Origin of the sequence: Enterobacter sp. TMH.L2 (genome assembly GCF_050847315.1) — a bacterium.
GTDB lineage: Bacteria > Pseudomonadota > Gammaproteobacteria > Enterobacterales > Enterobacteriaceae > Cedecea.
This window is the reverse complement of record NZ_CP193791.1, coordinates 3,007,709-3,034,510: the sequence shown is the minus strand read 5'-3', so window position 1 is coordinate 3,034,510 and position 26,802 is coordinate 3,007,709. Positions and strand designations below refer to the sequence as shown.

Sequence of the window (26,802 nt, the reverse complement as noted above, 5' to 3'; positions counted from 1 at the left end):
GATAACTATTGCTATTTATATGGACGTTTCTTTAAGCCGCCGACGCCTGCTGGCGCTAGCCTCCCTGCTGCCTCTGGCGGCCATTCTTCCCTGCCAGGCTGATGCCCGCCGCTTTGATGTCGCACGTATTATTGCCCTGGAATGGCGACCGGTTGAAATGTTGCTGGCGCTCGGGATTATGCCGTTGGCGATTGCCGATAAGCGTAATTATCACCGCTGGGTAGGGGAGCCAACGTTGCCTGAAACCGTCGTTGACGTTGGGCTGAGAAACGAGCCTAACCGCGAGCTGATGCAGCGTCTCACTCCTTCTCTTTTTCTCATCTCCAAAGGCTTCGGGCCGGCTGAGTCAGATTTAACATCTATCGCTCCCTGCTGGTCGACGGCCTTTAATGATGCCTCTGGCCGCCCGCTGGCGCTGTTGGAAAAAGATCTTCTGAGGCTCGGGCAGTTTTTAGGGCGGGAGCAGCAGGCTACCGAACATCTGGCCCATTTTCACCAGCAGATGGCCGCCACCCGCGCAAAGCTGCCGGGTAATCCCAACCCGCTGGTGATGTTTTCATTTCTTGATAGCCGCCGGGTGATGATCTTTGGCCGCAACAGCCTGTTTAACGACCTGCTGGAACGGCTGGGGATGCGTAACGCCTGGGACGGGAAAACCAATGCCTGGGGAAGCGCCATTGTGGGCATTGAAACCCTGGTCAGGCTGGAAAACGTCACGGCAATTTGCTTTATGCACGGCGATGACGATCCGGTCAAAACGGTGGCGAAATCTGCGCTATGGCAGGTTATGCCTTTCGTGCGCGAGGGCCAGTTACACCTGCTGCCAGCGGTATGGTTTTACGGCGGCAGCTTCTCGGCGCTGCGTTTTTGCCAGCTCCTGCCGGAGGCACTGTGCGCATAATCCTGCTTATACTCTGTGCCTTCACGCTGTTTTTGACCGGCTACAACTTCCAGCAAATGCTGCCTGCCGGGCTCTGGTGGCAAGCGATAACGCTGCCTCAGGTGACCGATGTTTCGCAGATGCTGTTTCACTACAGCCTGCTGCCGCGAACCGCGCTTGCGCTGCTTACCGGCGCCGGGCTGGCGCTGGCCGGCTGCCTGTTTCAGCATATTCTGCGTAATCCTCTGGCCGAACCGGCCACCCTTGGCGTTGCGGCTGGGGCACAGCTGGGGCTGACCCTTGCGACGCTGTTTTTGGCGGGGGCAGGGGAAACCGGCAAACAGCTTGCGGCGCTGGCTGGCGCAATGGCCGTAGGCAGTATTGTGCTCGGGGCTGCCTGGGGTAAACGAATGTCGCCGGTTACGCTAATCCTTGCCGGCCTGGTATTGGGACTTTATTGCGGGGCCGTAAAAAGCTTCCTCGTATTGTTCAACCATGAGCGCCTGCAAAATCTGTTTATCTGGAGCAGCGGGATGTTGAACCAGTACGACTGGGCTGGCGTGGAGTTTCTTTGGCCGAGGCTTCTGGCCGTGCTGGTACTCATCGTACTGATGATTCGCCCGCTGGGTATGCTGGCCCTGGATGACACCGTATTACGTGGACTGGGGATGAAGCTGGCTTTAGTGCGCGTGGGCGGGCTAATTTTGGCCCTGCTGCTGAGTTCGATGCTGGTCAGCGTGGTGGGCGTGATCGGATTTATTGGCCTGTTTGCTCCGGTCCTGGCCGGCATGTTTGGCGTGAGACGTCTGCTGCCTAAACTCCTGGCTTCGATGGCGACGGGGGCATTGCTGCTGTTACTGAGCGATCAACTGGTTCTGTGGGTTGGACGCTATTGGCAAGAACTGCCCACCGGCGCCGTGACGGCGCTGGTGGGGGCACCGTTAATGCTGTGGTTATTGCCACGCCTGCGCCATCAGCGTTTGGCGGCTTCTGATGATGCCAGCGCGATTGCGGAACGCCAACTTTCCCCCGCTACGGTATTGCTGATTATTGCTGTTTTGGCGCTGGTTGCCTTGCTCGCGCTGGGCGTTGGGCGGGAAAGCGCAGGCTGGTTTATCGGCATACAAGAAATGTGGCAGTGGCGCTGGCCGAGGGTGCTGTCGGCGCTTGCCGCGGGCGCAATGCTGGCGGCGGCCGGTACGCTGGTACAAAAAATGACCGGTAATCCGATGGCCAACCCCGAGGTGCTGGGCGTGAGTTCCGGCGCGGCCTGCGCCATCGTGTTATTGATATTTCTCGTCCCCGGCGACGTCAGCGCCTGGCAACTGCCGGCGGGCTTTGCCGGCGCGGCGCTCACGCTGCTGGTGATGCTCGTTTTAGCCCGCTCCGGGCTGGCTCCGGGAAGGCTTTTACTGACCGGTGTGGCGCTGAGTACCGTTTTCGCCACGCTGCTCACGCTTTATCTGGCCAGCGGAGATCCGCGCAGCGGGTCGGTGCTGACGTGGCTGTCCGGCTCCACCTGGAAAGTAACCGGGCAGCAGGCGCTGGTGAGCGGGGGCATGGCGCTGGCGCTGATTGGGCTTACGCCCCTGGTGCGCCGCTGGCTCGCTATACTCCCGCTGGGCGGTGAGACGGCTCAGGCCCTGGGCATTGCCCTGAGTCAATCGCGCATCAGCATTCTGGTGCTGTCAGCCGGACTAGTTGCTGCCGCAACGCTCTGCGTGGGGCCACTAAGTTTTGTTGGGTTGATGGCACCGCACATGGCAAGAATGCTCGGCTTCCGCCGCGCAATGCCCCAGCTTATCGTGGCTATTGCTATCGGGGCCGGGCTGATGCTGCTGGCCGACTGGCTGGGCCGAAGCCTTATCTTCCCGTTCCAGATCCCGGCAGGATTGTTAGCCACGCTCTGCGGGGCGCCGTACTTTATCTGGCTGTTACGCAAAGCGTGACAGGCCTTAAAAGCAGGCTCGTTCCGGGCGTGCCTGCTGTTTGAGTTCCTCTCTATTTACGTGGCCAGGCGTTTTTACTGGTCAATCTCCCTCTGGGCATTTTTCTTGCAATTTCTAATGATGAAACGATAATCACGATCAAAATCATAATCGTTCTCATTAATTGTTTTTATTTTACCAGGAAATTTCAATGCCTCACCAACCACCTCGCCAGGCCGGGTTTAAACCGCGCCTGATCGCAGCGTTGATCGCTGCCGCCTGTATGCCCGTTGCCGCTGCGCCACAGGAAAATCCTCAGCAAAAAGCTTTAGTTAAAGAAGAGACCATTACCGTCACGGCGACCCCAGATACGCAGTTCCGCGAAGGCGGTAACGAGCTGGTGCCTGCTTACCTGGACGGGCAGGTGGCCAATGGCGGTCGCCTGGGCATGCTCGGTGAGCAGGATGCGCGCAACGTGCCGTTTAACGTCATCGGCTATACCTCCAAAATGATCGAGGATAAGCAGGCCAATACCCTCAGCGACATTGTCCGTAATGACGCGACTATTCAGCCCGTGCGCAGCTACGGTAACTTTGGCGAGTCGTACCGCGTGCGCGGTTTCCTGTTAGACGGGGATGATATTTCTTACGGCGGTCTGTATGGCGTATTGCCGCGGCAGATCACCAGCACGGCACTTGCGGAACGCGTCGAGGTGATTAAGGGCTCCACGGCCTTCCTGAACGGTGTTCCTCCGGGCGGGTCTGGCGTGGGCGGGGCCATTAATATTGAGCCCAAGCGTGCAGGCAGTGAACCACATACCCAACTTGGCGTGGATTACACCGGGCGTTCGCAGATTGGAGGCTCTTTGGATACTGGCCGCAGGTTTGGGGATAACGACCAGTTTGGCGCCCGCGTGAACCTGCTGCACCGTGAAGGCGAGAGTGAGGTTCGCGAGCAGAAGAACAGAACATCGTTGGCAAGCGTTGGGCTGGATTACAAAGGCGACAGGCTGCGGACGTCGTTCGACGGCGGCTACCAGAAGATGACGGTACACAATGGCCGTATCGGGGTGGGGGTTGGCGCTATTACGCAGATGCCTGATGTGCCGGATAACCGCACAAACTACGGGCAGCCGTGGGTTTATTCAGACATGAGCGCTCGCTTTGCTGCGCTGCACAGCGAGTATGATGTGGCGAACAGCTGGACGCTTTATGGCGCGCTGGGCACCAGCGAAACCGACGAAAGAGGCAATTACAGCGTGCCTAAGTTTGTTGATAACAAGGGCAACACCAGCCAGACTCGTTTGTCTACGCGATACATCGCCGACGCTTTCTCCGGCATGGGCGGCGTGCGGGGGAAATTTGATACCGGCTTTATCGGCCACAGCGTGAACCTCGGCTATTCCGGCGTTTACCGTAAAACCCGCGCGGCCTACACCATGTCATCCAGCAAAACCGCCGTTGGGAATAATATCTACGATCCGTCTTATCTCGACCTGAGCCGTTTCCCGACGGTCGCTTCCGGTAGCAATATGGACGATCCGACCCAGCGGAGCCGCACGATAACAAGCGGGGTTTCGCTGTCCGATACGCTCTCCGCGCTGGACGATAAGGTGCTGTTGACCGTGGGCGCTCGCCGCCAGGACGTGCGGGTTCGTAACTACAGCTATACCGGTGTGGAAGACCCTAAAACACGCTTTGATGCTTTCAAGGTTACGCCGGTTTATGGCCTGGTAGTGAAGCCGTGGGAGCCGGTTTCTTTTTATGCGAACCACATTGAAGCGCTGCAGCCTGGGCCGACAGCAACCTCTAAAGCAACCAATGCCGGAAACGTGGTCGGGGTTGTGCAGTCGAAGCAGAACGAAGTGGGCATGAAGATGGACTTCGGCCGCGTGGGCGGTAGCCTGGCGCTGTTTGAGATCGAAAAGCCGGTGGGGATGCTCGACAGCAACAATCTTTACGGCCTGTATGGCGAACAGCGCAGCCGCGGTATGGAACTGAACGTCTTTGGTGAGCCACTGTACGGCGTGCGCCTGTTGGGAAGTGCCCTTTGGCTTCAGCCAGAAATGGTGAAGACTAACGGCGGGACAAACGACGGTAAGGATGCGATCGGCGTTCCGCGTTACTCCTGGTCCGTGGGCGGCGAATGGGATCTGCCTTGGGTGCAGAACCTGACTGCGACGGGGACGCTAATGCGCACCGGGTCACAATACGCCAACGCCGACAACAGCATTAAGCTAAACGGCTGGACTCGCCTCGATCTCGGCGTGCGCTACAGCACGAAGGTTAACGAACAGACGCTGACCTGGCGCGCCAACGTCGAAAACGTGACTAACGAAAAATACTGGGCTTCTGTCGACGACAGCGGGGCGTATATTACGCAAAGTGACCCACGTACCCTGAAACTTTCCATGACTGTTGATTTCTAATCCAATAACGAAGGCCCCGTGAAGGCGGGGTTTTTTGTGGCTGATATCCGGAGATTTTCAAAAGTTGAAATGTCCGGAAACGATAATAGTCATGTACGCGCCCCGTCTGACGAGAATAGACTACGGCAAAGTACAGTTGGAGAATGGTTAATGAGTGAACGCATACAGGTCGTCCAGGGAGACATCACGCAGATTGAGGTCGATGTGATTGTCAACGCGGCAAACCCTTCGCTGATGGGCGGTGGGGGAGTGGATGGGGCGATACATCGCGCCGCCGGACCTGCGCTGCTGGAAGCCTGTAAAGCGGTACGCCAGCTGCAGGGCGAATGTCCCCCGGGTCAGGCGGTGATTACCGAGGCCGGGAACATTCCGGTAAAAGCGGTGATCCACGCCGTGGGGCCAGTCTGGCACGGCGGCGAGCAGAACGAAGCCGAGCTTTTGGAACTGGCCTACCGTAACAGCCTGGATTTAGCCGCCGCTAACGGCTACCGCTCAATTGCTTTTCCGGCCATCAGCACCGGCGTGTATGGCTTTCCAAAAGCGCAGGCCGCACGCATAGCGTGGGATGTTGCTTACAAATACATTGGTCTGCGCCCGCTGCCGGAGCGCGTGGTATTTGTTTGCTTTGATGATGAGAACACGCAGATTTATCAGCAGATTGCGGCTGAGTGTCATAAATAAATCACGACAGCTTCATAAAACTTCAATCTGTGGCCGCTAAGATTTCTGTCGCAGAGATAAAAAAGGCCGGTGTTCATACCCGGCCTTTAGTGTGTTATCCCGCAAATGATTGTGGCGTCGCCGCCTTCTCCTTCGGCTTGCCTGAAAACAGGAAACGAAGCAGGGGAATGCGCAGGTGCAGCTCGTACAGCAGCAGCGCGATGCCGACTACAAAGACCAGCCCGCTGAAGAAACCTAAAATATTGGACGTGATATGCGGCGTGATAAACGCGCCGAAGAAAAGCGTGAGCGGATGGTGTACCAGATAGATAAACAGCGATGCATTAACGAAATAGGTCACTCGCGCGGATTTAAAATTCAGCATTTTATAGCCCAGCGAAAACACGACGTTGACCATCCATAGCCCCATCAGCATGGTGATCACGCTTTCCGTTTCGTACATCCAGGCATCGCCGCTGCCGTAGCGCTGGTTTAATAAATAGGCGGCAAACGCAAAGACCGCGCCCACCTGACTCCAGCGTGAAGGCGTGGTGAACAGGATTTTCAGCGACTCGCGTTTGAAAGTCAGCGCACCAAGCATAAAGAACGGCAGATAAAACAGCGTTTGCATCACCACGAAATTAAACAGCCCGTCGCTTAATAACGGCGCGTGGATAATAAAAATAGTCCGGCGAATAGCGGCGTATAAAATGCCGAAGCCGAGAAATAAAAGTGAGAGTTTTCCCAGGGTAATTGGTGAATTATTATTCTGTTCGTTTCTAATTATAAAATTATTAATTTTTTGAAACAAAACCATGCCCAGGGTCGTTAATATCACCAGGACCAGTAAAAACCACAGGTGAGACACAAGCTCCCACACCAGCGTATTGTATTTTTGATAGCCGGTGAGCGTATGCCACAGGCCAGTTTTGTCGTTGATGTACTGCAGCATCATGAACTGAGGCAGCGTCAGCAGCGGTATTGCGGTGAGCATCGGGATGCCGACGCGCTCTACGCGCACTGTCCACCAGCGTTTCAGCGGGTAGCGCAGAAATAACATGTAGGAAAAATAGCCAGAAATAACGAAGAACACCTGCATACGAAACGCGTGAATAAAATCATTAAACAGCGTCAGGCTCGCGGAGGGTTCTGCGCTATTGACGTGCCAGTGATGGCTCGAATAGATGAGCGAAATGTGGAATGGAATGCCCAACAGCATCAGCCATGCACGAATAGAATCCAGGAAAAACTCACGTTGTTGCGGTGCGTTACTCATAATACTCCAGACATTTTCAGACTATTCGTCTTATCCTTAAGACCCTATCCCATCAGGCTAAAAGTCCAGTTCAGTCTACATATTCGTGGCAACCCTACACTAAGCATGTCATCCTGTCGCCAGGATGAACTCTTAAAGCGTAAGCAGTTGTCTTTATTTTGCTTAAACCCTGAGCCAGTACGCTGAACAAAGCGGTGATTTGGTTGTCGGAAAGCAAAACTTTCCATTAAAATGGATAGATTGATTTAAGCACACAAAGGGGGATGTGCTGGTTAATATGAAACATAAAGCAAATATGATGAAAGTGTCCTGGCTTGGCGCTGCGGTAATGTTGTCCCTTTATACCACCTCGGTTTGGGCGTTCACTATCGACGATGTCGCAAAACAGGCGAAAACCTTAGCGGGCAAGAGCTACGAAGCACCGAAAAGCAACCTGCCTTCGCAATTCCGCGAGATGAAATACGCGGACTACCAGCAGATCCAGTTTAATCACGACAAAGCTTACTGGAGCAACATCAAGACCCCATTCAAGCTCGAGTTCTACCATCAGGGTATGTACTTCGACACGCCGGTAACCATCAACGAAGTGACCGCCACCGCGGTGCACCAGATCAAATACAATCCGGACTATTTTAACTTCGGTGATGTAAAGCACGATAAAGATACCGTAAAAGATCTCGGTTTCGCCGGGTTCAAAGTGCTCTATCCGATCAACAGCAAAGATAAGAACGACGAAATTGTCAGCATGCTCGGAGCGAGTTACTTCCGCGTAATTGGCGCCGGCCAGGTGTATGGCCTGTCTGCCCGAGGACTGGCGATTGATACTGCTTTACCGTCTGGTGAAGAGTTCCCTCGCTTCCGCGAATACTGGATTGAACGTCCGAAGCCAACGGATAAAACGTTAACCCTGTATGCACTGCTTGATTCCCCACGAGCGACCGGGGCTTATCGTTTCGTTATCACCCCTGGGCGCGATACCGTGGTGAACGTGCAGTCGAAAGTTTACCTGCGTGACAAGGTAGGCAAGCTGGGCGTTGCGCCGCTGACCAGTATGTTCCTGTTCGGGCCAAATCAGCCTTCACCAACCACCAATTTCCGCCCGGAACTGCATGACTCCAACGGCCTGTCTATTCACGCCGGTAACGGGGAATGGATCTGGCGTCCGCTGAACAACCCGAAACACCTGGCCGTTAGCTCTTACGCTACGGAAAACCCGGTCGGCTTTGGCCTGCTGCAGCGTGGCCGTCAGTTCTCCCGCTTTGAAGATTTAGACGATCGTTACGACCAGCGCCCTAGCGCGTGGGTTGCACCGGTCGGGGATTGGGGTAAAGGCCGCGTAGAGCTGGTTGAAATCCCAACCAACGATGAAACGAATGACAACATCGTTGCTTACTGGACGCCTGATCAGCTGCCGGACCCAGGCAAAGAGATGAACTTTAAGTACACCATCACCTTTAGCCGCGACGAAGACAAAATGCATGCGCCGGATAACGCGTATGTGTTGCAAACTCGCCGTTCTACCGGGGATGTGAAGCAGTCTAACCTGATCCGCCAGCCGGACGGCACCATTGCGTTTGTGGTAGACTTTACCGGGGCAGAGATGAAAAAACTGCCAGCCGACACGCCGGTCACCGCACAGACCAGCATTGGCGATAACGGTGAGATCGTTGACAGCCAGGTGCGCTATAACCCGGTCAACAAAGGCTGGCGTTTAACGCTGCGCGTGAAGCTGAAAGACGAGAAGAAGACGACGGATATGCGTGCTGCGCTGGTTAACGGCGAGCAGACATTGAGTGAAACCTGGAGCTACCAGCTGCCTGCCAATGAATAAGTCTACTGAATTCTCGCCTGACTACATCGAAGCACTCCCGCTTTCTGCTGAGCAGAAGGCGGCTTTGCCTGCGTCCGATCTTCAGGCGGTGCATGAGGCGCTTGATGCGCAGCATCACCACTTTGAACGAGCGGATGATTCTCCTCTGGCTTCGGTAAAAGCTCGTCTCGAGGCGAGCTGGCCGGGGTCTCTCGGCGGCGAACAGCTGATCGCCGATGATGAAGGGCGCACCCAGCTTCAGGCGATGCCGAAAGCGACGCGTGCTTCTATGTTCCCGGACCCGTGGCGTACCAACCCGATTGGCCGCTTCTGGGATCGCCTGCTTGGTCGCGAAACGAAGTCTAAGTTCGCGTCTAAAGAAGAAGAGGCCTCTGAGCAGAAATGGCGTACCGTCGGCACGATTCGCCGCTACATTCTGCTGATCCTCACGCTGGCCCAAACCGTGGTCGCAACCTGGTACATGAAGACGATCCTTCCGTACCAGGGCTGGGCGCTGATTAACCCGGCGGACATGGGGGGACAGGATCTGTGGGTCTCCTTTATGCAGCTGCTGCCGTACATTCTGCAAAGCGGCATCCTGATCCTGTTTGCCGTGCTGTTCTGCTGGGTCTCTGCCGGTTTCTGGACCGCGCTGATGGGCTTCCTGCAGTTGCTGATGGGCAAAGACAAATACAGTATTTCTGCGTCAACGGTGGGGGATGAGCCCATCAACCCTGAGCACCGTACCGCGCTTATCATGCCGATTTGTAATGAAGACGTCGATCGCGTGTTTGCCGGCCTGCGTGCGACGTGGGAATCCGTCAAAGCCACCGGGCAGCAGGCGCACTTCGATGTGTATATCCTGAGCGACAGCTACAACCCGGATATCTGCGTTGCGGAGCAAAAAGCCTGGATGGAGCTGATTGCGGAAGTGCAGGGCGAAGGGCAGATCTTCTATCGCCGCCGCCGTCGCCGCGTGAAGCGTAAAAGCGGCAACATCGATGACTTCTGCCGTCGCTGGGGGAACCAGTACAGCTACATGGTGGTGCTGGACGCCGACTCCGTCATGAGCGGTGATTGCCTGACCAACCTCGTGCGCCTGATGGAAGCGAACCCGAAGGCCGGTATTATTCAGTCTTCGCCCAAAGCCTCCGGCATGGACACGCTGTATGCACGCTGCCAGCAGTTTGCTACCCGTGTCTACGGGCCGCTCTTTACTGCGGGCCTGCACTTCTGGCAGTTGGGGGAATCCCACTACTGGGGCCACAACGCCATTATTCGCGTGAAGCCGTTCATTGAACACTGTGCGCTGGCGCCGCTGCCGGGTGAAGGTAACTTTGCCGGGTCGATTCTTTCCCATGACTTCGTCGAAGCCGCGCTGATGCGCCGTGCCGGCTGGGGCGTGTGGATTGCTTACGACCTGCCTGGCTCATACGAAGAACTGCCGCCGAACCTGCTGGACGAGCTGAAACGCGACCGTCGCTGGTGCCAGGGTAACCTGATGAACTTCCGTCTGTTCCTGGTGAAAGGGATGCACCCGGTTCACCGGGCGGTGTTCCTGACCGGCGTCATGTCCTATCTGTCTGCCCCATTGTGGTTTATGTTCCTGGCGCTCTCTACCGCGCTGCAGGTTGTACACGCTCTGACCGAGCCGCAGTACTTCCTCCAGCCTAGACAGCTGTTCCCGGTCTGGCCGCAGTGGCGTCCTGAGCTGGCGATTGCGCTGTTTGCCTCGACCATGGTTCTGCTGTTCCTGCCTAAGCTGCTGAGCATCATTCTTATCTGGTGCAAAGGTTCTAAAGAGTATGGCGGCTTCCTGCGAGTGACCTGTTCACTGCTGCTTGAAGTGCTGTTCTCCGTGCTGCTGGCACCGGTGCGTATGCTGTTCCACACCGTGTTTGTGGTCAGCGCGTTCCTGGGCTGGGAAGTGGTCTGGAACTCGCCGCAGCGTGACGATGACTCCACGCCGTGGGGTGAAGCCTTTATGCGCCACGGCTCTCAGCTGCTGCTGGGCCTTGTCTGGGCAGTGGGCATGGCCTGGCTGGATCTGCGCTTCCTGTTCTGGCTGGCACCGATTGTCTTCTCGCTGATCCTGTCGCCGTTCGTCTCCGTGCTTTCAAGCCGGGCGAGCCTCGGCCTGCGCACCAAGCGCTGGAAGCTGTTCCTGATCCCGGAAGAGTATTCCCCGCCGCAGGTGCTGGTGGACACCGAGAACTATCTGGAGCTGAACCGCAGCCGTACGCTGGACGATGGCTTTATGCACGCGGTATTTAACCCGTCGTTTAACGCCCTGAGCACGGCAATGGCCACGGCTCGTCACCGTAAGAGTCTGGTGCTGGAGATTGCCCGCGACCGTCACGTTGAACAGGCGCTGAACGAAACGCCGGACAAACTCAACCGCGACCGCCGCCTGGTTCTGCTGAGCGACCCGATGACCATGTCGCGCTTGCATTACCGCGTGTGGGCGAACCCGGAGCGTTATTCTTCCTGGGTGGAGAGCTACAGAAAGCTGCAGCTAAACCCGCTGGCGCTGACGGCAAAGTAAGGCCTTAAAGAAGTGATAATGCCGACCTCAGGGTCGGCATTTTTTTGCCTTTTATTCGGCGATGGTTATACTCAGCGCGTTCTGAACAGGAGTGCATGTGTGGGTAAAATAATTGCGGTACTGATGATGGCGTTTCTGCTAAGCGGCTGCGGCAGCATTATTAGCCGGACGGTGCCGGGGCAAGGGCACGGGAACCAATATTACCCCGGCGTGCGCTGGGATGTACGCGAGGGCGCATGGCGCTATATTACCGTGCTCGACCTGCCGTTTTCGCTGATCTTTGACACGTTGCTGTTGCCGATTGACGCCAGCCACGGGCCGTATGAATAACGGCTAGCGCTCATCCCACTCGTCTGCCGCCGTGCGACCTTCTTCGGTGTCCAGCGGCGGCTCGAGCTGAAATTCACCTTCGTCCCATTCGTGCAACGTATTCTCTTCCAGCCATTCCTGGCGCAGTTCAATCTCATCGAAATCACCGTCAAACACGCTTTGCGCCGCTTCCCCACTGAGCATCGGCAGGCATTCGCCTTCCTCGCTGTCGTCGGTAAAGAACTCGGCCTGCCACATGATGTCACCATCCTGCAAAACGTACTTCTGGAAATTGAATTGCTCGACGCTGGCGCTCTCTTCATCCACGCTCGGGTTATCGGCAAGGTACTGCTCCCGCGCGGCATCAATGGCTTCTTCCAGGGTTGCATACATGCTCATGGTTATCTCCTTGTGGCAAAGGTCGGGGAGCGGCTGCTCCGTTACGATTTCCAGTTAATTGTTGACGCTGTTGGCAAATCTGCAAGTCGGAGATTTATTCCCCCGGAATACGGAGTCGTTCGGCAGGCTGGCGCAGCGTCATCCATGAGTAAAGGGCGTTAAACAGCACCACGCTGGCGGTGACCAGGAATACGGTGCGGAAGCCGTAGCTGGCGGAAACGGCGGCGCCGAGCAGCGGGCCGGTGACGTTGCCAATATCGCGGAAGGACTGGTTGTAGCTGAAAATCCGGCCCGAGATTTGGCTGGAAGAGTTATAGACCAGTAGCGTTTGCACGGCGGGGAGCAGCGCCCCGTCGGCGGCACCGAGCAAGAAGCGTAAGACCCCGAGCTGCCACGGGTTTTGTACCAACGACATCGGGATGAGCAGCAAAACGGAAATTACCAGCGCACCAATCAGGATCTTTTCCGGCCCAATGCGATCGCCCAGCTTGCCGAGTCTTGGGGCACTGATCAGCGCCGCTACGCCGGGCACGGAAGCAATCATCCCGCTAATAAACGCCAGATTGCTGACGTTACCGGCCAGATCGCGCACGTAGAGCGTCAGGATAGGTGCGATAGAACCGGTGGCAACCTGGATGATCATCGTGGTGACAAACAGACTCAGTACCAGGCGGGGATTTTTTAATGAGGTGAGTACCTGGCGGGCGTGCAGCATGTCTTTTTTGGAAACGGGCGTGAACGACTCGCGAATAAAAAACAGCGTCATCACGAAGCAGATAAACAGCACCAGCGAGGTGATGAAGAACACCGAGCGTAGCCCGTAGCTGTCCGCCATCAGGCCACCCATCAGCGGGCCTAGCAGCGCGCCGCTGACCGCTCCCGTAGACAGCGTGCCAAGTGCCCAGCCGCTTTTATGGCGCGGTATCTGAGTGGCTATCAGCGCGTTGGCATTCGGCACAAACCCACCCAGCAGGCCAAGTAAGGCCCTAAGCGCCAGAAATTGCCAAATGTTTTGTGCGAGACCCATCAACAGCATGACGACAGACATGCCAAGCGCGGAACGCAGCAGCATAAGTTTTCGGCCTTTACGATCGGCAAGCCCACCCCAGAAAGGGGATGCCACGGCAGAAAACAGGAAGGTAATGCTAAAGACCAGCCCGGACCACATGTTCAGCTGGCTATGGCCGGTGACGCCGAGTTGCTCAACGTAAAGCGGGAGGAACGGCATGACCAGGCTGAATGCCGCGCCGGTCAGGAAGCAGCCAACCCAGACGACGGCCAGATTACGCTTCCAGTTGATAGTGCTGTCAGGGGGAGTCATACCGCTCCGAAGTTGCCAGTGCCAAAGAGAAGAGAGGGAATTATTACTCTGCTAATTATGCGCCTGTTGGCATTGGGCTGGCAAATCAAAGGGCTTTTTCGATCAAACTAAGGCAAAAAAAACCGCCTTAAAAGGCGGCTGTTAAGCATTATTGGTAACGGTCGGGCATACCTTCCGGGCGCGTCTTAAAGCGGCGATGCAGCCACATATACTGCTCCGGTGCCATCAGGATGCACTTCTCTACAATTTTGTTCATCCAGCGTGCCGTTGCTTCCGGGCTGTCAAGAGGTGGGTTCAGCTCTGGCTGAATAATCGTCAGCTCGTAGCCTTTGCCGCCCGGCAGGCGACGCGGAACAAACGGCACGGCGCAGGCGCCGGAGAGTTTGGCGAGCGTGTAGGTTCCCGTGGTGGTCGCGGCTTGTTCAACGGCAAAGAACGGTACAAACTCGCTGCCTCTCGGGCCGTAATCGTGGTCCGGGGCATACCAGATGATGTCGCCATTTTTCAGCGCGCGGATCATGCCTTTCAGATCTTTGCGGTCAATCATGCTCTTATTGGAGCGCATGCGCCCCCAGGTCTGCAGCCAGTCCAGCAGTGGGTTGTCGTTTGGGCGGTAAACGCCGATGCCCGGCGTTTTAATGCCGAAAATACGGGCGCCCAGCTCCAGCGTCAGGAAGTGAATGCCAATCAGCAAAATGCCCTGGCCCGTTTTCTCGATGCCTTTAACAATATCCACGCCTTCGTAGTGGCACCATTTATTGATGCGCTCCGTAGACCAGAACCAGGCCATGCCGGTCTCAATCAGCCCCATACCGACTGACTCGAAGTTGGCGATCACCATCTGCTCGCGTTTTTCCTCGCTCATGTCCGGGAAGCAGAGTTCAAGATTGCGGTAGGCTATTTTCGCGCGACGTTTCATCAGGCGTTTTGCCAGCCGGCCCAGCCCGCAGCCGATGCGATAAAGCACCGGGTAGGGGAGCTGCACCAGCAGGTATAAAAAGCCGATGCCCAGCCAGGTGAGCCAATAGCGCGGGTGCAGTAATGCACGGGAGAATTGCGGTAAGTTCGTCATGTAAAACCTTTGTGACGGCAATTGCCGGATCTTCTAATCATTCCATTGTGGCATTTTTTAGCGCAGAGCCAAAATACGCGGCGTCGGAGTGCCTGATATTTCATCGATTGTTGCCGCAGATGCCTCTGAGTGAGCAAAATGTAGCGTAAAACGTGGGGATGTAAATAAGCGTTATTTGCTTTATGATGCAGCCCACTTTTTTTCAACGATTGCGAGCGAACACCATGCCAGTGTTACACAACCGCGTATCGAATGAGGAGCTGCGCGAGCGCATGCTTGCCGAAACCGAGCCGCGCACGACCATCTCATTCTACAAATATTTCACTATCGAAACGCCGCAGGCGACCCGTGATGCGCTGTATCAGCTATTCCTGAGCCTGAACGTGTTTGGCCGCGTCTATCTGGCGCATGAAGGGATCAACGCTCAGATTAGCGTCCCGGAAAGCCGCGTTGATGCCCTGCGCGAAGCGATTTATGCCTTCCACCCGGCCTTAAATAATTTGCGCCTGAATATTGCTCTGGAAGATGACGGTAAATCCTTCTGGGTGCTGCGCATGAAGGTACGCGACCGTATTGTTGCTGACGGTATTGATGACCCTACGTTTGACGCAAGTGACGTGGGGGAATATTTGAAGGCTGCGGAAGTGAACGCCATGCTCGACGATCCGAGCGCGGTATTTATCGATATGCGTAACCACTATGAATACGAAGTGGGGCATTTCGAGGACGCCGTCGAAATTCCGGCCGACACCTTCCGTGAGCAGCTGCCGAAAGCCGTGGATATGATGCAGGATGACAAAGAGAAGAAAATTGTCATGTATTGCACCGGCGGCATTCGCTGTGAAAAAGCCAGCGCCTGGATGCGCCATAACGGCTTCAAAAATGTGTATCACATTGAAGGCGGGATCATTGAATATGCGCGCCGCGCGCGTGAGCAAGGATTGCCGGTGCGCTTTGTCGGTAAAAACTTTGTTTTCGATGAGCGTATGGGAGAGCGTATATCTGACGATGTGATCGCCCATTGCCATCAGTGCGGAACGCCGTGCGACAGCCACACCAACTGCAAAAATGACGGCTGCCATCTGCTGTTTATTCAGTGTCCGGCCTGTGCTGAGAAATTCTCTGGCTGCTGCAGTGAAGTATGCCGTGATGAGCTGGCGCTATCTCCAGAAGAACAGCGCCGCCGCCGGGCAGGCCGCGAAAACGGGAATAAGATCTTTAATAAATCTCGTGGGATGCTGAATACCACGCTGGGTATTCCTGACCCCGAGAAGTAATAACATTCCCCCGGTTCGCCGGGGGAGTCTTTTTACTGACGCACGCCTTCGACAGAAATAATCAGATCAACGTCCTGAGAAGCTGGCCCCAGATCCTGAGTAATATTGAAGTCCTTCAGCTTAATTTTACCTTCGGCCTCAAAACCCGCGCGCACGCCGCCCCACGGATCGTTACCCTGACCAATCAGCTTAGCCTTCAGCGTAACCGGCTTTGTCACGCCGTTCAGCGTCAGGTTGCCGATAATATCTAAAGCTTCACCGTCTTTTTTTACTTCCGTTGAGGCGAAGGTAGCCTGCGGGAACTTAGTCACGTTGAGGAACTCTGCGCTACGCAGGTGTTTGTCGCGTTCGGCATGGTTGGTATCCACGCTGGTGGTGTTGATGGTGACGTTGACTTTATCTGCCGAAGGGTTTTTCTCGTCGAAGGTAAAGGTTCCGTCAAAATCACGGAAGGTACCGTACAGCCAGCTATAGCCGAGATGCTGAATACGGAAATTCACAAACGCATGCTGACCTTGTTTATCAATTTTATAGTCAGCGGCCACGGCGGAGCCGGTGGTGAATAACAGAGCGCCTAAGGTGGCTCCCAGCAGGATTTTCTTCATTGTCTTACTCTCCATAGTTAACGGGATGCTTTCCCCAGCATGCGCTTGAGGGTGGCATCTTTATCTAGAAAATGGTGCTTTAAGGCCGCAAGAGCGTGTAGAACGGAAACAATCACCACGGTCCACGCCAGCCAGAGATGAACTGTCCCGGCAAGGTCGGCCTGCGCCCCGAAGTCGGTTAGCGTGGCGGGCACATCAAACCAGCCAAACACGCTAATGGGTTTACCGTCAGCCGTTGAAATCAGATACCCGCTCAGCAAAATGGCGAACAATAATGCATACAGCAAAATATGTGCGGTAAGCGCGCCGATGCGCGTCAGACGTGAATAACTTTTTAACGGTGGCGGCGGAGGCGATATAAAGCGCCAGAGAATACGAATAGCCAGAGCTGACATTAACAAGATGCCGATGCTCTTATGTATTTCTGGTGCTTTATGGTACCAGACGTCGTAATAGCCCAGCGTCACCATCCAGAGTCCGAGTGCAAACATACCGTAAACCGTGGCGGCAACCAGCCAGTGAAGGAGAACCGAAAAATGTCCATAGCGTTCGGATGAGTTTCGCCATTGCATATTTATGCGTCCATGTATTTTCTAAAGAAGCTAAAACATAGGCGTTCTGTTAACAGCAGATCAACATAAATATCCGTATTTCGATATATATTTATTGTATGTCTGTTTTTTTGAATAACACTCGCGGCAGGCGTTCAGTAGAGTCGAATGAATATGATCGTTTTTGATTGAGAAGAGTATTTATTGACGGTTAATTATTTGCGCTAAAACTATATTTAATTAATTTTACGTCAATAATTGTCAATATAACAGGAGTCTGAATAATCAAAAGAAATAGATATAAGCCAGATCGAGAAGTGCAAGTATTGCCCAGAGAAAAAGATACAGAATAAAGTGTTCGCGAATATTGTTGGTTAAAAATTGAAAAAAGCGAATCATGATGGCCCCAAGGAAAAGTGGCGGAAATGCCCGCCACTCGGGGATTCTACGCCGTTTTGAAGCGAGAAAGTACAAACGGGGATAAATCAAAGGCAGGTTTTTGACCCAAAGCAAACTGGCAGGCAATTTCGCCTAAAACAGAGGCGAATTTGAACCCGTGTCCGCTCAGCCCGGTAATGATCAGGGTGTTGTCATGGCCGGGGAGAGTATCAATGATGAAATCTTCATCCGGCGAATTGTCATAGGTGCAGGCTTTACCGTGCAGGCAGCAGCCGATGCCGGGTAAAAATTCGCGCAAGAACGGAAAGACTTCAGACCCATCGCTGGCGACGGCGCCAAAGGGTTTACGCTGCTCGGGGGAGTCAATCAGCTGTCCGCCGTTGTGCTTGCCCAGCTTCAGTTCGTTGTCTTCCGCCGGGAAGCCGTAATACTGATCGCCGTTGGGTGTTTCTGCGGTAAACGCCGGGAATTTGTTGTTCTCGCTGTAGCGCCCATCGGCCTGGTGCCAGGCAAAGATTTTGCGAACCGACGCGATCGGCAGGTCAGGCAGCAGTTTGGTAACCCAGGTCCCCGCGCTGACCAGCAGTTTGCTCCCGTGATATTCACCTTCTTCAGTCACGACGGTGACACCTTCGTCGCCGTGGCGGATCGCCGTCACCCTACAGTTAAAAAGCTGAGCGCTGCCGCCTTGCTTAGCAAGGTTGATGTAGGTTTCGATGGCCAGCTCGCTTTTCAGCACGCCTGAGTCCGTCTCAAACAGGCCGACGTAGTTTTCAGGCACAGCAATCTCCGGCCAGCGGGCGGCAATGGCGGCGGCGTCCAGGGTTTCAACCGGCAGGGAAAATTTCTCTGCGCTGGAGGCGACATTGCGAATAAAGGGCGAATCAGATGGCCCCAGGTTAATGACCCCGGTGCGGTGGAAGAGCTTCTCACCGCTGGCTTCCGCCAGGGCATCCCACAGTTTTTGTGCTCGCAGGACCAACGGGACATATTTTTCACCTTCGCCATAAGCATGGCGCATCAGGCGAGTGTCGCCGTGGTGGCTGCCCTGGTCATGCGGCGGGTGGCCGCTGTCGATCATCAGTACCTTCAGGCCCGAGTGTGTGGCATAGCAGCCTGCGGCGGCACCGACGGAGCCGCTGCCGACAATGATGAGGTCGTAGTTCATAAGCTTTTCTCTGTGGAAAATTATCTGTAGCAGGGTAATTAATTCACCGGAACGATGCAATTGACGGTGACGCTTAAAATAAAAAAGGCACCCCGTTGGGTGCCTGTGGCCATTGTTAAGCATGTGTCGTCAATGCTTGCGATAATCGCTTTCCTGGTAATCACTGGATTCAATTTTGGCTATCCCGGCCTCAAGGATGGAAATAAATTGCCGGGCGACATCGGTGGTCAGCCAGAGGGTCTGACCGATTTCGGTTTCATCGTGCTTCTGATTATTGGATGTCAGGTAATGCAGGCGCAGCATCATGGCGTCGTAGCTGTCGACGGTGCTGATATCCCATCCGACGAGGGGATGAGTCTGAATAACATCACTATTTTTTTCCATCATAACCCCTTTTATACGTGTTTAAAGACAACGACTAGTGAGGTTCATGCGTGATTTATGGTGAAGCGACTTAAGTATATCAACACTCTTGCGGTCATGGGGATGAAATAATTACCTGGTAACACTTTTTCCACATTATCCGAGAAAAGCGAACAATAAATCGACAGGCTATTCCGATGTAATCGGAAAGAAAGGCAGGAAAGACTTTAGCGGCGTTTAAAAAATAATCAAATCGGCGAGGGAAATAAAAAAAACCGGATGGCGACACCCGGCAAAAAGTACCAACATACTTGAGGGTATTAGTCGGCAGAGAACCAATCGTCAGCGCTTTCCCAGGTTTCCTGGAGGATCTCGCTGATTCGCGTTTTGTCTTCTTTGGCACCGCCCAGCACGGAGAGGTTATTGCCGGAGGCATAACGTACCTGCACTTCGCTGCTGGTGTCGGGGAAATGTTGATTGATACGGCGGGAAAGCTCACTGGCAAGGGCATCGATAGCCCCGGCTGGTAATGGTGTGGTTTTGGCTATAGTGACTTCAATACGCATAACGACCCCCTGTACAATATACTGGATATTTATACAGGCTTAATTTCCAGTAAGCAACAGGGGGCGTTGAAAAATTTAGCCTTTAACGGACCAGACGACCTCTTCACCCGCCAGGAACGGCACGATGCTGTCGTCGCCGGCTTCAATCAGTTCTGGCATTTTCTCAGCGACGCGAACCAGCTCGATGTGCTCTTCATTGACCGGCAGGCCGTAGAAGCGCGGGCCGTTCAGCGAAGCGAAAGCTTCAAAATGCTGCAGCGCGTTCATTTCTTCAAATACCGTCGCATAGGCACCGAGCGCGGAAGGCGCGTTGAAGCAGCCGGCACAGCCGCAGCTGGCTTCTTTGCGATGACGCGCATGTGGCGCAGAGTCGGTGCCGAGGAACACGCGATCGCAGCCGCTGGCGACCAGCTCGCGCAGTGCTTCCTGGTGGATGCTGCGTTTCAGAATCGGCAGGCAATAAAGGTGAGGACGAATTCCGCCCACCAGCATGTGGTTACGGTTAAACATCAGGTGCTGAGGCGTGATAGTCGCGCCAATCAGCGAGTTGCCTTCTTTCACATACTGGGCGGCATCTTTGGTGGTGATATGTTCAAACACCACTTTCAGCTCAGGCAACTGGCGACGCAGCGGCTCCATGACGGTTTCAATAAAGCGTGCTTCGCGATCGAAAATATCGATATCAGCATGGGTGACTTCGCCGTGCACCAGCAGCGGCATGCCAATTTTCTGCATACGCTCAAGCACCGGCAGAATGGCTGCGGTGCTGGTTACGCCGTGAGCGGAGTTGGTTGTGGCGTTCGCCGGGTAAAGCTTGGCGGCGGTAAACACGCCTGCATTGAACCCGCGTTCGATTTCGTTGGGATCCAGCGTGTCGGTCAGGTAGCAGGTCATCAGCGGCTCAAACTTTTGCCCGGCCGGAACCGCATCAAGGATACGCTGGCGATAAGCGATAGCGGCTTCCACGCTGGTAATAGGGGGCACAAGATTGGGCATGACAATCGCGCGGCCATAGGTCTGGCTGGTGTAAGGCACCACGGTTTTCAGCATCTCACCGTCACGAAGGTGAATATGCCAGTCATCTGGGCGGCGGATTTTTAATACCTGAGGTAATGCGGTCATCAATGTGCTCCGGCGTGAGAGGGAAATCAGTCATCAAGGGCTGGTTTTATGCCGGGCACTAAGGATAAGGGGAAACGTTATCGTTTGCACCCCTTATGTTGCTCATGTTGTACAAAACCCTCAGAGCGCATGAACGGCTCTGAGGGGCAGAGGCTATTCCGTTAACGGAATGATTATCTCACCGGGTTTTACTTCAATGCCTTTGGCATATTTCTTCGCCAGCGACTCGCCGGTGCTGCGGTCTTCGCTCAGGATATAAGCAGGCTGCTGATTGAAGTAGCTGCGCAGGGACTGGTTAAGGTAAGGGATCATGGTCTGCAGTACGGTCTGCATTTTTTGCGGCTCGACCTGAGCGTCAACCACCTCCATTTCCTGCAGGTAGATGGCGCCTTGCTCTTTATTGAACACCGGCAGTGCTTTCAGCTTGAGCTTCAGGATGGCTTTTTGGTTACCAAACAGGGATGTCATGTCGAGATTGGCATCGCCGGTCAGGGTAATTTTATTCGGCTCTTCCCGTCCTATCTGACTGACTAAATGGGTTAGCACCACATGGGCTTCAGCCACGCCGGGCAGGCCAATATCCTTCGAGAAGTTATTGTGTTTTTCCAGCGACTGGTTGATTTCCTGTTCGCTCACGCTGTACTGCGTTAACTGGTTGCATCCTGAGAGCAGGCCGCTAAGCATCAATGCTGCGGCAAAAACAATCTTCTTCATAGGCTTCCTCAAAATAGCGGCTCCAATGCCGTGCCTTGCTTTATCAGCATAATGCGGCACGGCGGGAGCGGCTACCGGAAAAAGATGATACGCGAAAATTATCCCTGCCCGCCAGGTTCCAGCATCGTTGGCTCAACGGGTCTAAGGCTAAATTGCCACCACAGGGCGGCAAGGGTGATACAGCCGATAATGCCGAGCATGGCCCAGGGTAATTCCGGCTGCTGCAGGGCTTTACCTGCGTCAAACAGCCAGCCACCGCCGGTGTAACCTAGTGCGCCGCCCAGCGACAGGCCCAAACGGCTGAACCCCATGTAGCTGCCGCGAGCGCGGGCATCCGCCAGCGAGGCGCTGAGCGTTTCCCGGGCAGGCTCAGCGATGATTGAGCCGATGTAGAAGGTACAGATCAGGGCGAAAAGTTGCTGCAGGTTGGAGGCCAGGCCAATAGGCATCAGGCTCACCGTCATCAGCACCAGGCCTGCCATTAAGCGTTGCTCCAGGCGGAAGCGCCTTTCACTCCAGCGGGCGATAGGGTAGAGCAGCGTCAGCGAAAGCGCGGCTTCAATGGCGTACATCCATTTTACCGCCGACGCGGTACCGGCAATGTCGTTGACCATCAGCGGCAGCATCAGCATGACCTGCACCGCCAGCATGTAATAGCCGGTGAGCGTCAGAACATAGGTGATAAAGCGTTTATCTCGAAACACGCGCCCCATGCCTTCGCGCATTGGGGTGCGGATCGTTGAAAGCTTATAAGCGGGCAGCAGCCAGGCATTAAGCGCGGCGCACAGGACAAACATTACGGCACCGACGGCGCATACCAGACGGAAGTCGTACTGCAACAGCCAGCTACCCAGCAGAGCGCCGATCACCGCGCCCGCGCTGTCCTGCATCATCAGGATGGAGAAGAAGCGGCCGCGGTGCTGAGGGCGAACCAGTTTGACGACCAGCGCCGAGCGGGGCGGATCAAACAGCGTTCCGCCAATGGCGGAGAGCAGGCAGGAAAGCCATAGCATCCAGGGTTCCGTGGCGATGCCCATGGTGGCAAAACCTGCGGCCCGCAGCAGCATGCCGGTGACAATCATCGGTTTAGCGCCCAGCCTGTCGGCAATCGCGCCGCCGAAGACACCGAGCCCCTGCTGGATAAACTGACGCAGACCCAGGGCAATCCCGACCATTAAAGCGGCCCAGCCCAACTGGTCAACGAAGCGAATGGAAATCAAAGGGAAGACAACGAAAAAGCCTAATACCACTAACATGTTATCAAGCAGCAGGAAATATTTACCCAGGCTCCTTGCCTGCGCCACCCGCGACATCTCCCCTCCAGGGAACTTAATTAAACGCGACAAGTCTTTATTCTCGCTTGGCATTCGGGCTTTTAATACCTGATGCAGGACAATATTTTTTTATCGTGCAACGAGTTTGATTCAAGGCTTTAATCGAAAAAAGTGATGTCGCTTCATGTTGTTGTTTTCACACGGCGGTCAGGCGCAGGTATAGTAACAAGATGAGCCCCGTTAACCGGGATGAAGGAGTGGGATAAACATGTTTGGCTACCGCAGTAACGCACCAAAAATTCGCCTGGTGACTGACCGTCTGGTGGTGCGTCTGGTTCATGAGCGAGATGCCTGGCGCCTGGCGGATTACTACACGGAAAATCGCCTGTTTCTGAAACCCTGGGAACCCGTTCGGGATGAGAGCTACTGCTATCCTTCGGGCTGGCAGGCAAGGCTGGGCATGATAAGTGAAATGCACAAGCAGGGTAGCGCGTACTACTTCGCGCTGCTCGACCCGGAAGAAAAAGAGGTTATCGGCGTCGCCAACTTCTCCAACGTGGTGCGTGGCTCCTTCCATGCCTGCTTTCTCGGGTACTCCATCGGTGAAAAGTGGCAGGGGCAGGGACTAATGTACGAGGCCTTGGCCAGCGCCATTCGCTATATGCAACGTAGCCAAAATGTGCATCGCATTATGGCCAACTATATGCCGCATAATCAGCGCAGCGGCGACCTTCTGGCGCGCCTGGGCTTTGAAAAAGAAGGCTATGCAAAGGATTATTTGCTGATTGACGGCGTATGGCGGGATCACGTTCTCACCGCGCTGGTTAATCAAGACTGGACCCCAGGTCGTGGAGTTTAAAAGATGAAGTATCAGTTAACGGCGATTGAAGCCCGCGTTATCGGCAGCCTGCTGGAAAAACAGCTCACTACGCCAGAGCAATATCCGATGTCCGTCAACGGCGTGGTGACCGCCTGTAATCAGAAAACAAACCGTGAACCGGTGATGGAGCTGAAAGAGCATGAAGTCCAGGACTCGCTGGACGGGCTGGTCAAAGGCCATTATTTGCGAACCGTCAGCGGGTTTGGCAACCGCGTGACGAAATACGAGCAGCGTTTTTGCAACTCCGAGTTTGGTCATTTAAAGCTAGCGCCAGCGGAAGTGGCTGTGGTTACGACTTTGCTGCTGCGCGGCGCGCAAACGCCGGGTGAGCTGCGCAGCCGTGCCGGGAGAATGTTTGAGTTCACCGATATGGCGCAGGTAGAAGCGACGCTGGAAGGGCTGGCTGGCCGTGAAGATGGGCCGTTTGTCGTGCGTCTGCCGCGTGAGCCGGGTAAACGAGAAAGCCGCTATATGCATCTTTTCAGCGGTGAGGTTGAGGCGTCAGTGTCCCCGGAACAAAGTATCAGCCCGGTTGCAGACGATCTCAGCGCGCGAGTGGCCGCGCTGGAAACTGAAGTCGCCGAACTTAAACAGCGTCTGGATTCCTTATTGGCGCATTTGGGAGATTAAGGATGACGAAATTACGTATTGGCGTCGTGGGGCTGGGCGGGATCGCGCAGAAAGCCTGGCTTCCGGTTCTGGGGGCATCCGACGACTGGTCGCTGGTGGGCGCATTTTCACCGACCAAAGCGAAAGCGCTGCCGGTGTGTGAAACCTGGCGTATGCCGTATATCGATTCGCTCAGCAATCTGGCGGCGCAGTGCGATGCTGTTTTTGTGCATAGCGCCACCAGTTCCCACTACGCGGTGGTGAATGATCTGCTCAATGCGGGCGTCAGCGTCTGCGTGGATAAGCCGCTGGCGGAAAATCTGGCTGACGCCGAAAAGCTGGTGGAGCTTGCAGAGCGCAAAAAACGCACCCTGATGGTGGGCTTTAACCGCCGTTTTGCCCCGCGTTACCAGCAGTTAAAGGCAAAGCTGTCTGCCGGGGCATCCTTGCGGATGGACAAACACCGCAGCGACAGCGTCGGCCCGGGGGATCTGCGCTTCACGCTGCTTGATGACTATCTTCACGTCGTGGATACCGCACTCTGGCTTGGCGGCGGCAGTGCCCAGCTGCAAAGCGGGACGTTGCAAACCAATGAATCAGGGCAAATGCTGTACGCCGAACACCATTTCAGCCAGGGCAACCTGAGCGTGACCACCAGTATGCATCGCCGCGCCGGAAGCCAGCGAGAGTGGGTGCAGGCGGTGACTGACGGCGGGCTGTATGAGGTAACGGACATGCGTCAGTGGCGCGAAGAATGCGGCGTCGGTGTGGTGGAACAGCCCATTCCCGGCTGGCAAACCACGCTGGAACAGCGCGGCTTTGCGGGCTGTGCGCGTCACTTTATCGACTGCGTGGCGAACCAAACTGTCCCGGAAACCTCCGGCGAGCAGGCGCTGCTGGCGCAGCGTGTCGTCGAGAAGCTCTGGCGCGAGGCAATTAGCGAATAAGCTGTAACATATCGCGGTAGCAATTCAGCGCCGTATCGGTAGACTATGCCGACTTGTCATCATCCATGTACGCCTGCATTGCAGGCGTTCATGTTTGTGGAATAACAGAATAAATGAACCTTTTAAAATCGCTGGCAGCCGTCAGCTCGATGACCATGTTTTCACGCGTGCTTGGTTTCGCGCGCGACGCCATTGTGGCAAGGGTATTTGGGGCAGGGATGGCGACGGATGCTTTCTTTGTTGCCTTTAAGCTGCCGAACCTGCTGCGCCGAATCTTTGCCGAAGGCGCGTTCTCCCAGGCGTTTGTGCCCATTCTGGCCGAATACAAAAGTAAGCAGGGCGAAGATGCCACGCGCGTCTTTGTCTCATACGTTTCCGGGCTGCTGACGCTTGCGCTGGCGCTGGTCACCGTCCTCGGGATGCTTGCGGCGCCCTGGGTTATTCTGGTCACTGCGCCGGGTTTTGCCGACACGGCGGATAAATTTGCGCTAACGTCGAGCCTGCTGCGCATTACCTTCCCGTACATTTTACTGATTTCGCTGGCGTCGCTGGTGGGGGCAATTCTCAATACCTGGAACCGTTTCTCTGTGCCAGCCTTTGCCCCGACGTTCCTTAATCTCAGCATGATTGGCTTCGCGCTGTTTGCCGCCCCGCACTTTAATCCACCGATTCTGGCGCTGGCCTGGGCGGTAACGGTAGGGGGCGTATTACAGCTGGCCTATCAGCTGCCGCACCTGAAGAAAATTGGCATGCTGGTGCTGCCGCGTATCAGCTTTAAGGATGCGGGCGCAATGCGGGTTATCAAACAGATGGGGCCGGCTATTCTCGGCGTTTCCGTCAGCCAGATTTCACTGATCATCAACACCATCTTTGCTTCGTTCCTGGTGTCCGGATCGGTTTCCTGGATGTATTATGCCGACCGCCTGATGGAGTTTCCGTCTGGGGTTTTAGGCGTGGCGTTAGGCACTATTCTGCTGCCGTCGCTGGCGAAGAGTTTTGCCACCGGCAACCACGATGAATACTCCCGCCTGATGGACTGGGGGCTGCGCCTTTGCTTCCTGCTGGCGCTCCCAAGCGCGGTGGCGCTGGGAATTCTGGCAAAACCGCTGACCGTCTCTTTGTTCCAGTACGGTAAGTTCTCAGCTTTCGATGCCCTGATGACCCAGCGGGCGCTGGTGGCGTATTCGGTCGGCCTGATGGGGCTTATCGTGGTTAAGGTTCTGGCGCCAGGCTTCTATTCCCGGCAGGACATTAAAACCCCGGTTAAAATCGCTATCGTGACGCTGATTTTGACGCAGCTAATGAACCTCGCGTTTATCGGCCCGCTAAAACACGCCGGACTTTCCCTGTCGATTGGTTTGGGGGCCTGTATTAACGCCTCGCTGCTTTACTGGCAGCTGCGTAAGCAGGATATCTTCCAGCCACAGCCCGGCTGGACGGCATTTCTGCTGCGTCTGGTCGCCGCCGTGTTGGTGATGTCTGCGGTACTGATTGGGATAATGTATGTTATGCCTGCGTGGGATCTGGGCAACATGCCTTATCGCCTGCTGCGGCTGATGGCGGTGGTGGTGGCCGGCATCGTCGCTTATTTTGCGACATTGTTGCTGTTGGGCTTCAGGTTGAAAGATTTCGCCCGCCGCACAATTTGATTTTTTCTGGGTGGATGACGGTTTCGTCACGCCGCCCTATTCTTTATATG

The 26,802-nt window shown here is 55.2% G+C and carries 25 protein-coding genes; 12 read left to right on the top strand and 13 right to left on the bottom strand.

Annotated elements, in window-relative coordinates; genetic code table 11:
- Positions 1–19 precede the first annotated feature (19 nt).
- The 4 genes from fhuD (at position 20) to ymdB (ending at position 5,917) form a co-directional block, all read left to right on the top strand.
- Positions 20–901, top strand: coding sequence for a TroA family protein (gene fhuD, locus ACREYP_RS14650; protein ID WP_498880952.1), 882 nt, complete (start codon positions 20–22; stop codon positions 899–901).
- A complete protein-coding gene (gene fhuB, locus ACREYP_RS14645; protein WP_336817771.1) occupies positions 832–2,829 on the top strand; it encodes a Fe(3+)-hydroxamate ABC transporter permease FhuB in 1,998 nt (665 codons plus the stop codon). The genes fhuD and fhuB overlap by 70 nt, the downstream gene beginning before the upstream one ends.
- A gap of 190 nt (positions 2,830–3,019) precedes the next feature.
- Positions 3,020–5,236, top strand: coding sequence for a TonB-dependent receptor (locus ACREYP_RS14640; protein WP_336817770.1), 2,217 nt, complete (start codon positions 3,020–3,022; stop codon positions 5,234–5,236).
- Between the two features lie 150 nt (positions 5,237–5,386).
- Complete coding sequence (gene ymdB / locus ACREYP_RS14635) at positions 5,387–5,917, top strand: O-acetyl-ADP-ribose deacetylase (RefSeq protein ID WP_008453543.1); 531 nt, start codon at positions 5,387–5,389, stop codon at positions 5,915–5,917.
- A 94-nt stretch (positions 5,918–6,011) separates the two neighbouring features.
- Here the strand turns inward: ymdB and mdoC are convergent, their stop codons facing one another.
- On the bottom strand, positions 6,012–7,172 hold the full coding sequence (gene mdoC, locus ACREYP_RS14630; RefSeq protein ID WP_008453541.1) for a glucans biosynthesis protein MdoC: 1,161 nt from the start codon (positions 7,170–7,172) through the stop codon (positions 6,012–6,014).
- Positions 7,173–7,467: 295 nt separating this feature from the next.
- On the opposite strand from mdoC, the gene mdoG reads away from it, so the two are divergent.
- The 3 genes from mdoG to ACREYP_RS14615 all read left to right on the top strand — a co-directional run bounded on the left by mdoG (position 7,468) and on the right by ACREYP_RS14615 (position 11,857).
- The gene (mdoG, locus tag ACREYP_RS14625) at positions 7,468–9,003 is read left to right on the top strand and encodes a glucans biosynthesis protein MdoG (RefSeq protein WP_166876537.1); all 1,536 of its coding nucleotides are present in this window, start codon (positions 7,468–7,470) and stop codon (positions 9,001–9,003) included.
- Positions 8,996–11,527, top strand: a complete 2,532-nt coding sequence (gene mdoH, locus ACREYP_RS14620; RefSeq protein WP_336817769.1) for a glucans biosynthesis glucosyltransferase MdoH — start codon at positions 8,996–8,998, stop codon at positions 11,525–11,527. Before mdoG ends, mdoH begins: the two co-directional genes overlap by 8 nt.
- Positions 11,528–11,650: 123 nt before the next feature.
- Entirely contained in the window at positions 11,651–11,857 is a 207-nt protein-coding gene (locus ACREYP_RS14615; RefSeq protein ID WP_034807286.1) for a YceK/YidQ family lipoprotein, read from the top strand.
- Positions 11,858–11,860: 3 nt separating this feature from the next.
- Here the strand turns inward: ACREYP_RS14615 and ACREYP_RS14610 are convergent, their stop codons facing one another.
- The 3 genes from ACREYP_RS14610 to ACREYP_RS14600 form a co-directional block, all read right to left on the bottom strand.
- The gene (locus ACREYP_RS14610; RefSeq protein ID WP_008453535.1) at positions 11,861–12,235 is read right to left on the bottom strand and encodes a MysB family protein; all 375 of its coding nucleotides are present in this window, start codon (positions 12,233–12,235) and stop codon (positions 11,861–11,863) included.
- 94 nt (positions 12,236–12,329) lie between these two features.
- The gene (gene mdtG, locus ACREYP_RS14605; protein WP_166993734.1) at positions 12,330–13,556 is read right to left on the bottom strand and encodes a multidrug efflux MFS transporter MdtG; all 1,227 of its coding nucleotides are present in this window, start codon (positions 13,554–13,556) and stop codon (positions 12,330–12,332) included.
- Positions 13,557–13,704: 148 nt separating this feature from the next.
- The gene (locus tag ACREYP_RS14600) at positions 13,705–14,628 is read right to left on the bottom strand and encodes a Kdo(2)-lipid IV(A) acyltransferase (RefSeq protein ID WP_008453533.1); all 924 of its coding nucleotides are present in this window, start codon (positions 14,626–14,628) and stop codon (positions 13,705–13,707) included.
- Between the two features lie 224 nt (positions 14,629–14,852).
- Between ACREYP_RS14600 and trhO the strand changes: the two genes are divergently transcribed.
- Complete coding sequence (gene trhO, locus ACREYP_RS14595; RefSeq protein WP_008453532.1) at positions 14,853–15,905, top strand: oxygen-dependent tRNA uridine(34) hydroxylase TrhO; 1,053 nt, start codon at positions 14,853–14,855, stop codon at positions 15,903–15,905.
- A gap of 32 nt (positions 15,906–15,937) precedes the next feature.
- Here the strand turns inward: trhO and ACREYP_RS14590 are convergent, their stop codons facing one another.
- From ACREYP_RS14590 to mdtH, 9 genes are all read right to left on the bottom strand, one after another.
- Entirely contained in the window at positions 15,938–16,510 is a 573-nt protein-coding gene (locus ACREYP_RS14590) for a YceI family protein (RefSeq protein ID WP_008453531.1), read from the bottom strand.
- Between the two features lie 17 nt (positions 16,511–16,527).
- Entirely contained in the window at positions 16,528–17,082 is a 555-nt protein-coding gene (locus tag ACREYP_RS14585) for a cytochrome b (protein WP_008453530.1), read from the bottom strand.
- Between the two features lie 264 nt (positions 17,083–17,346).
- Positions 17,347–17,460 (bottom strand): DUF2770 family protein, encoded by a 114-nt coding sequence (locus ACREYP_RS14580; RefSeq protein WP_071530454.1) that lies wholly within the window; start codon positions 17,458–17,460, stop codon positions 17,347–17,349.
- Positions 17,461–17,506: 46 nt separating this feature from the next.
- Complete coding sequence (solA, locus tag ACREYP_RS14575; RefSeq protein ID WP_008453528.1) at positions 17,507–18,628, bottom strand: N-methyl-L-tryptophan oxidase; 1,122 nt, start codon at positions 18,626–18,628, stop codon at positions 17,507–17,509.
- Between the two features lie 129 nt (positions 18,629–18,757).
- Positions 18,758–19,012 carry a biofilm formation regulator BssS gene (bssS, locus tag ACREYP_RS14570; RefSeq protein ID WP_008453527.1) on the bottom strand — a complete coding sequence of 85 codons (255 nt, stop codon included), beginning with the start codon at positions 19,010–19,012 and terminating at the stop codon, positions 18,758–18,760.
- Positions 19,013–19,311: 299 nt separating this feature from the next.
- A complete protein-coding gene (gene dinI / locus ACREYP_RS14565) occupies positions 19,312–19,557 on the bottom strand; it encodes a DNA damage-inducible protein I (protein WP_008453524.1) in 246 nt (81 codons plus the stop codon).
- A gap of 75 nt (positions 19,558–19,632) precedes the next feature.
- Complete coding sequence (gene pyrC, locus ACREYP_RS14560; RefSeq protein WP_166993742.1) at positions 19,633–20,679, bottom strand: dihydroorotase; 1,047 nt, start codon at positions 20,677–20,679, stop codon at positions 19,633–19,635.
- Positions 20,680–20,832: 153 nt separating this feature from the next.
- Positions 20,833–21,393, bottom strand: coding sequence for a lipoprotein (locus tag ACREYP_RS14555; protein WP_008453518.1), 561 nt, complete (start codon positions 21,391–21,393; stop codon positions 20,833–20,835).
- Positions 21,394–21,491: 98 nt separating this feature from the next.
- Positions 21,492–22,706 carry a multidrug efflux MFS transporter MdtH gene (mdtH, locus tag ACREYP_RS14550; protein WP_166865567.1) on the bottom strand — a complete coding sequence of 405 codons (1,215 nt, stop codon included), beginning with the start codon at positions 22,704–22,706 and terminating at the stop codon, positions 21,492–21,494.
- A 229-nt stretch (positions 22,707–22,935) separates the two neighbouring features.
- On the opposite strand from mdtH, the gene rimJ reads away from it, so the two are divergent.
- The 4 genes from rimJ (at position 22,936) to murJ (ending at position 26,752) form a co-directional block, all read left to right on the top strand.
- Positions 22,936–23,526 carry a ribosomal protein S5-alanine N-acetyltransferase gene (gene rimJ, locus ACREYP_RS14545; protein WP_008453513.1) on the top strand — a complete coding sequence of 197 codons (591 nt, stop codon included), beginning with the start codon at positions 22,936–22,938 and terminating at the stop codon, positions 23,524–23,526.
- Positions 23,527–23,529: 3 nt separating this feature from the next.
- On the top strand, positions 23,530–24,177 hold the full coding sequence (locus ACREYP_RS14540; RefSeq protein WP_008453511.1) for a YceH family protein: 648 nt from the start codon (positions 23,530–23,532) through the stop codon (positions 24,175–24,177).
- A 2-nt stretch (positions 24,178–24,179) separates the two neighbouring features.
- On the top strand, positions 24,180–25,103 hold the full coding sequence (locus ACREYP_RS14535; RefSeq protein WP_336817767.1) for a Gfo/Idh/MocA family protein: 924 nt from the start codon (positions 24,180–24,182) through the stop codon (positions 25,101–25,103).
- 113 nt (positions 25,104–25,216) lie between these two features.
- Positions 25,217–26,752 carry a murein biosynthesis integral membrane protein MurJ gene (murJ, locus tag ACREYP_RS14530; protein ID WP_166875183.1) on the top strand — a complete coding sequence of 512 codons (1,536 nt, stop codon included), beginning with the start codon at positions 25,217–25,219 and terminating at the stop codon, positions 26,750–26,752.
- The last annotated feature ends 50 nt before the right edge of the window (positions 26,753–26,802 follow it).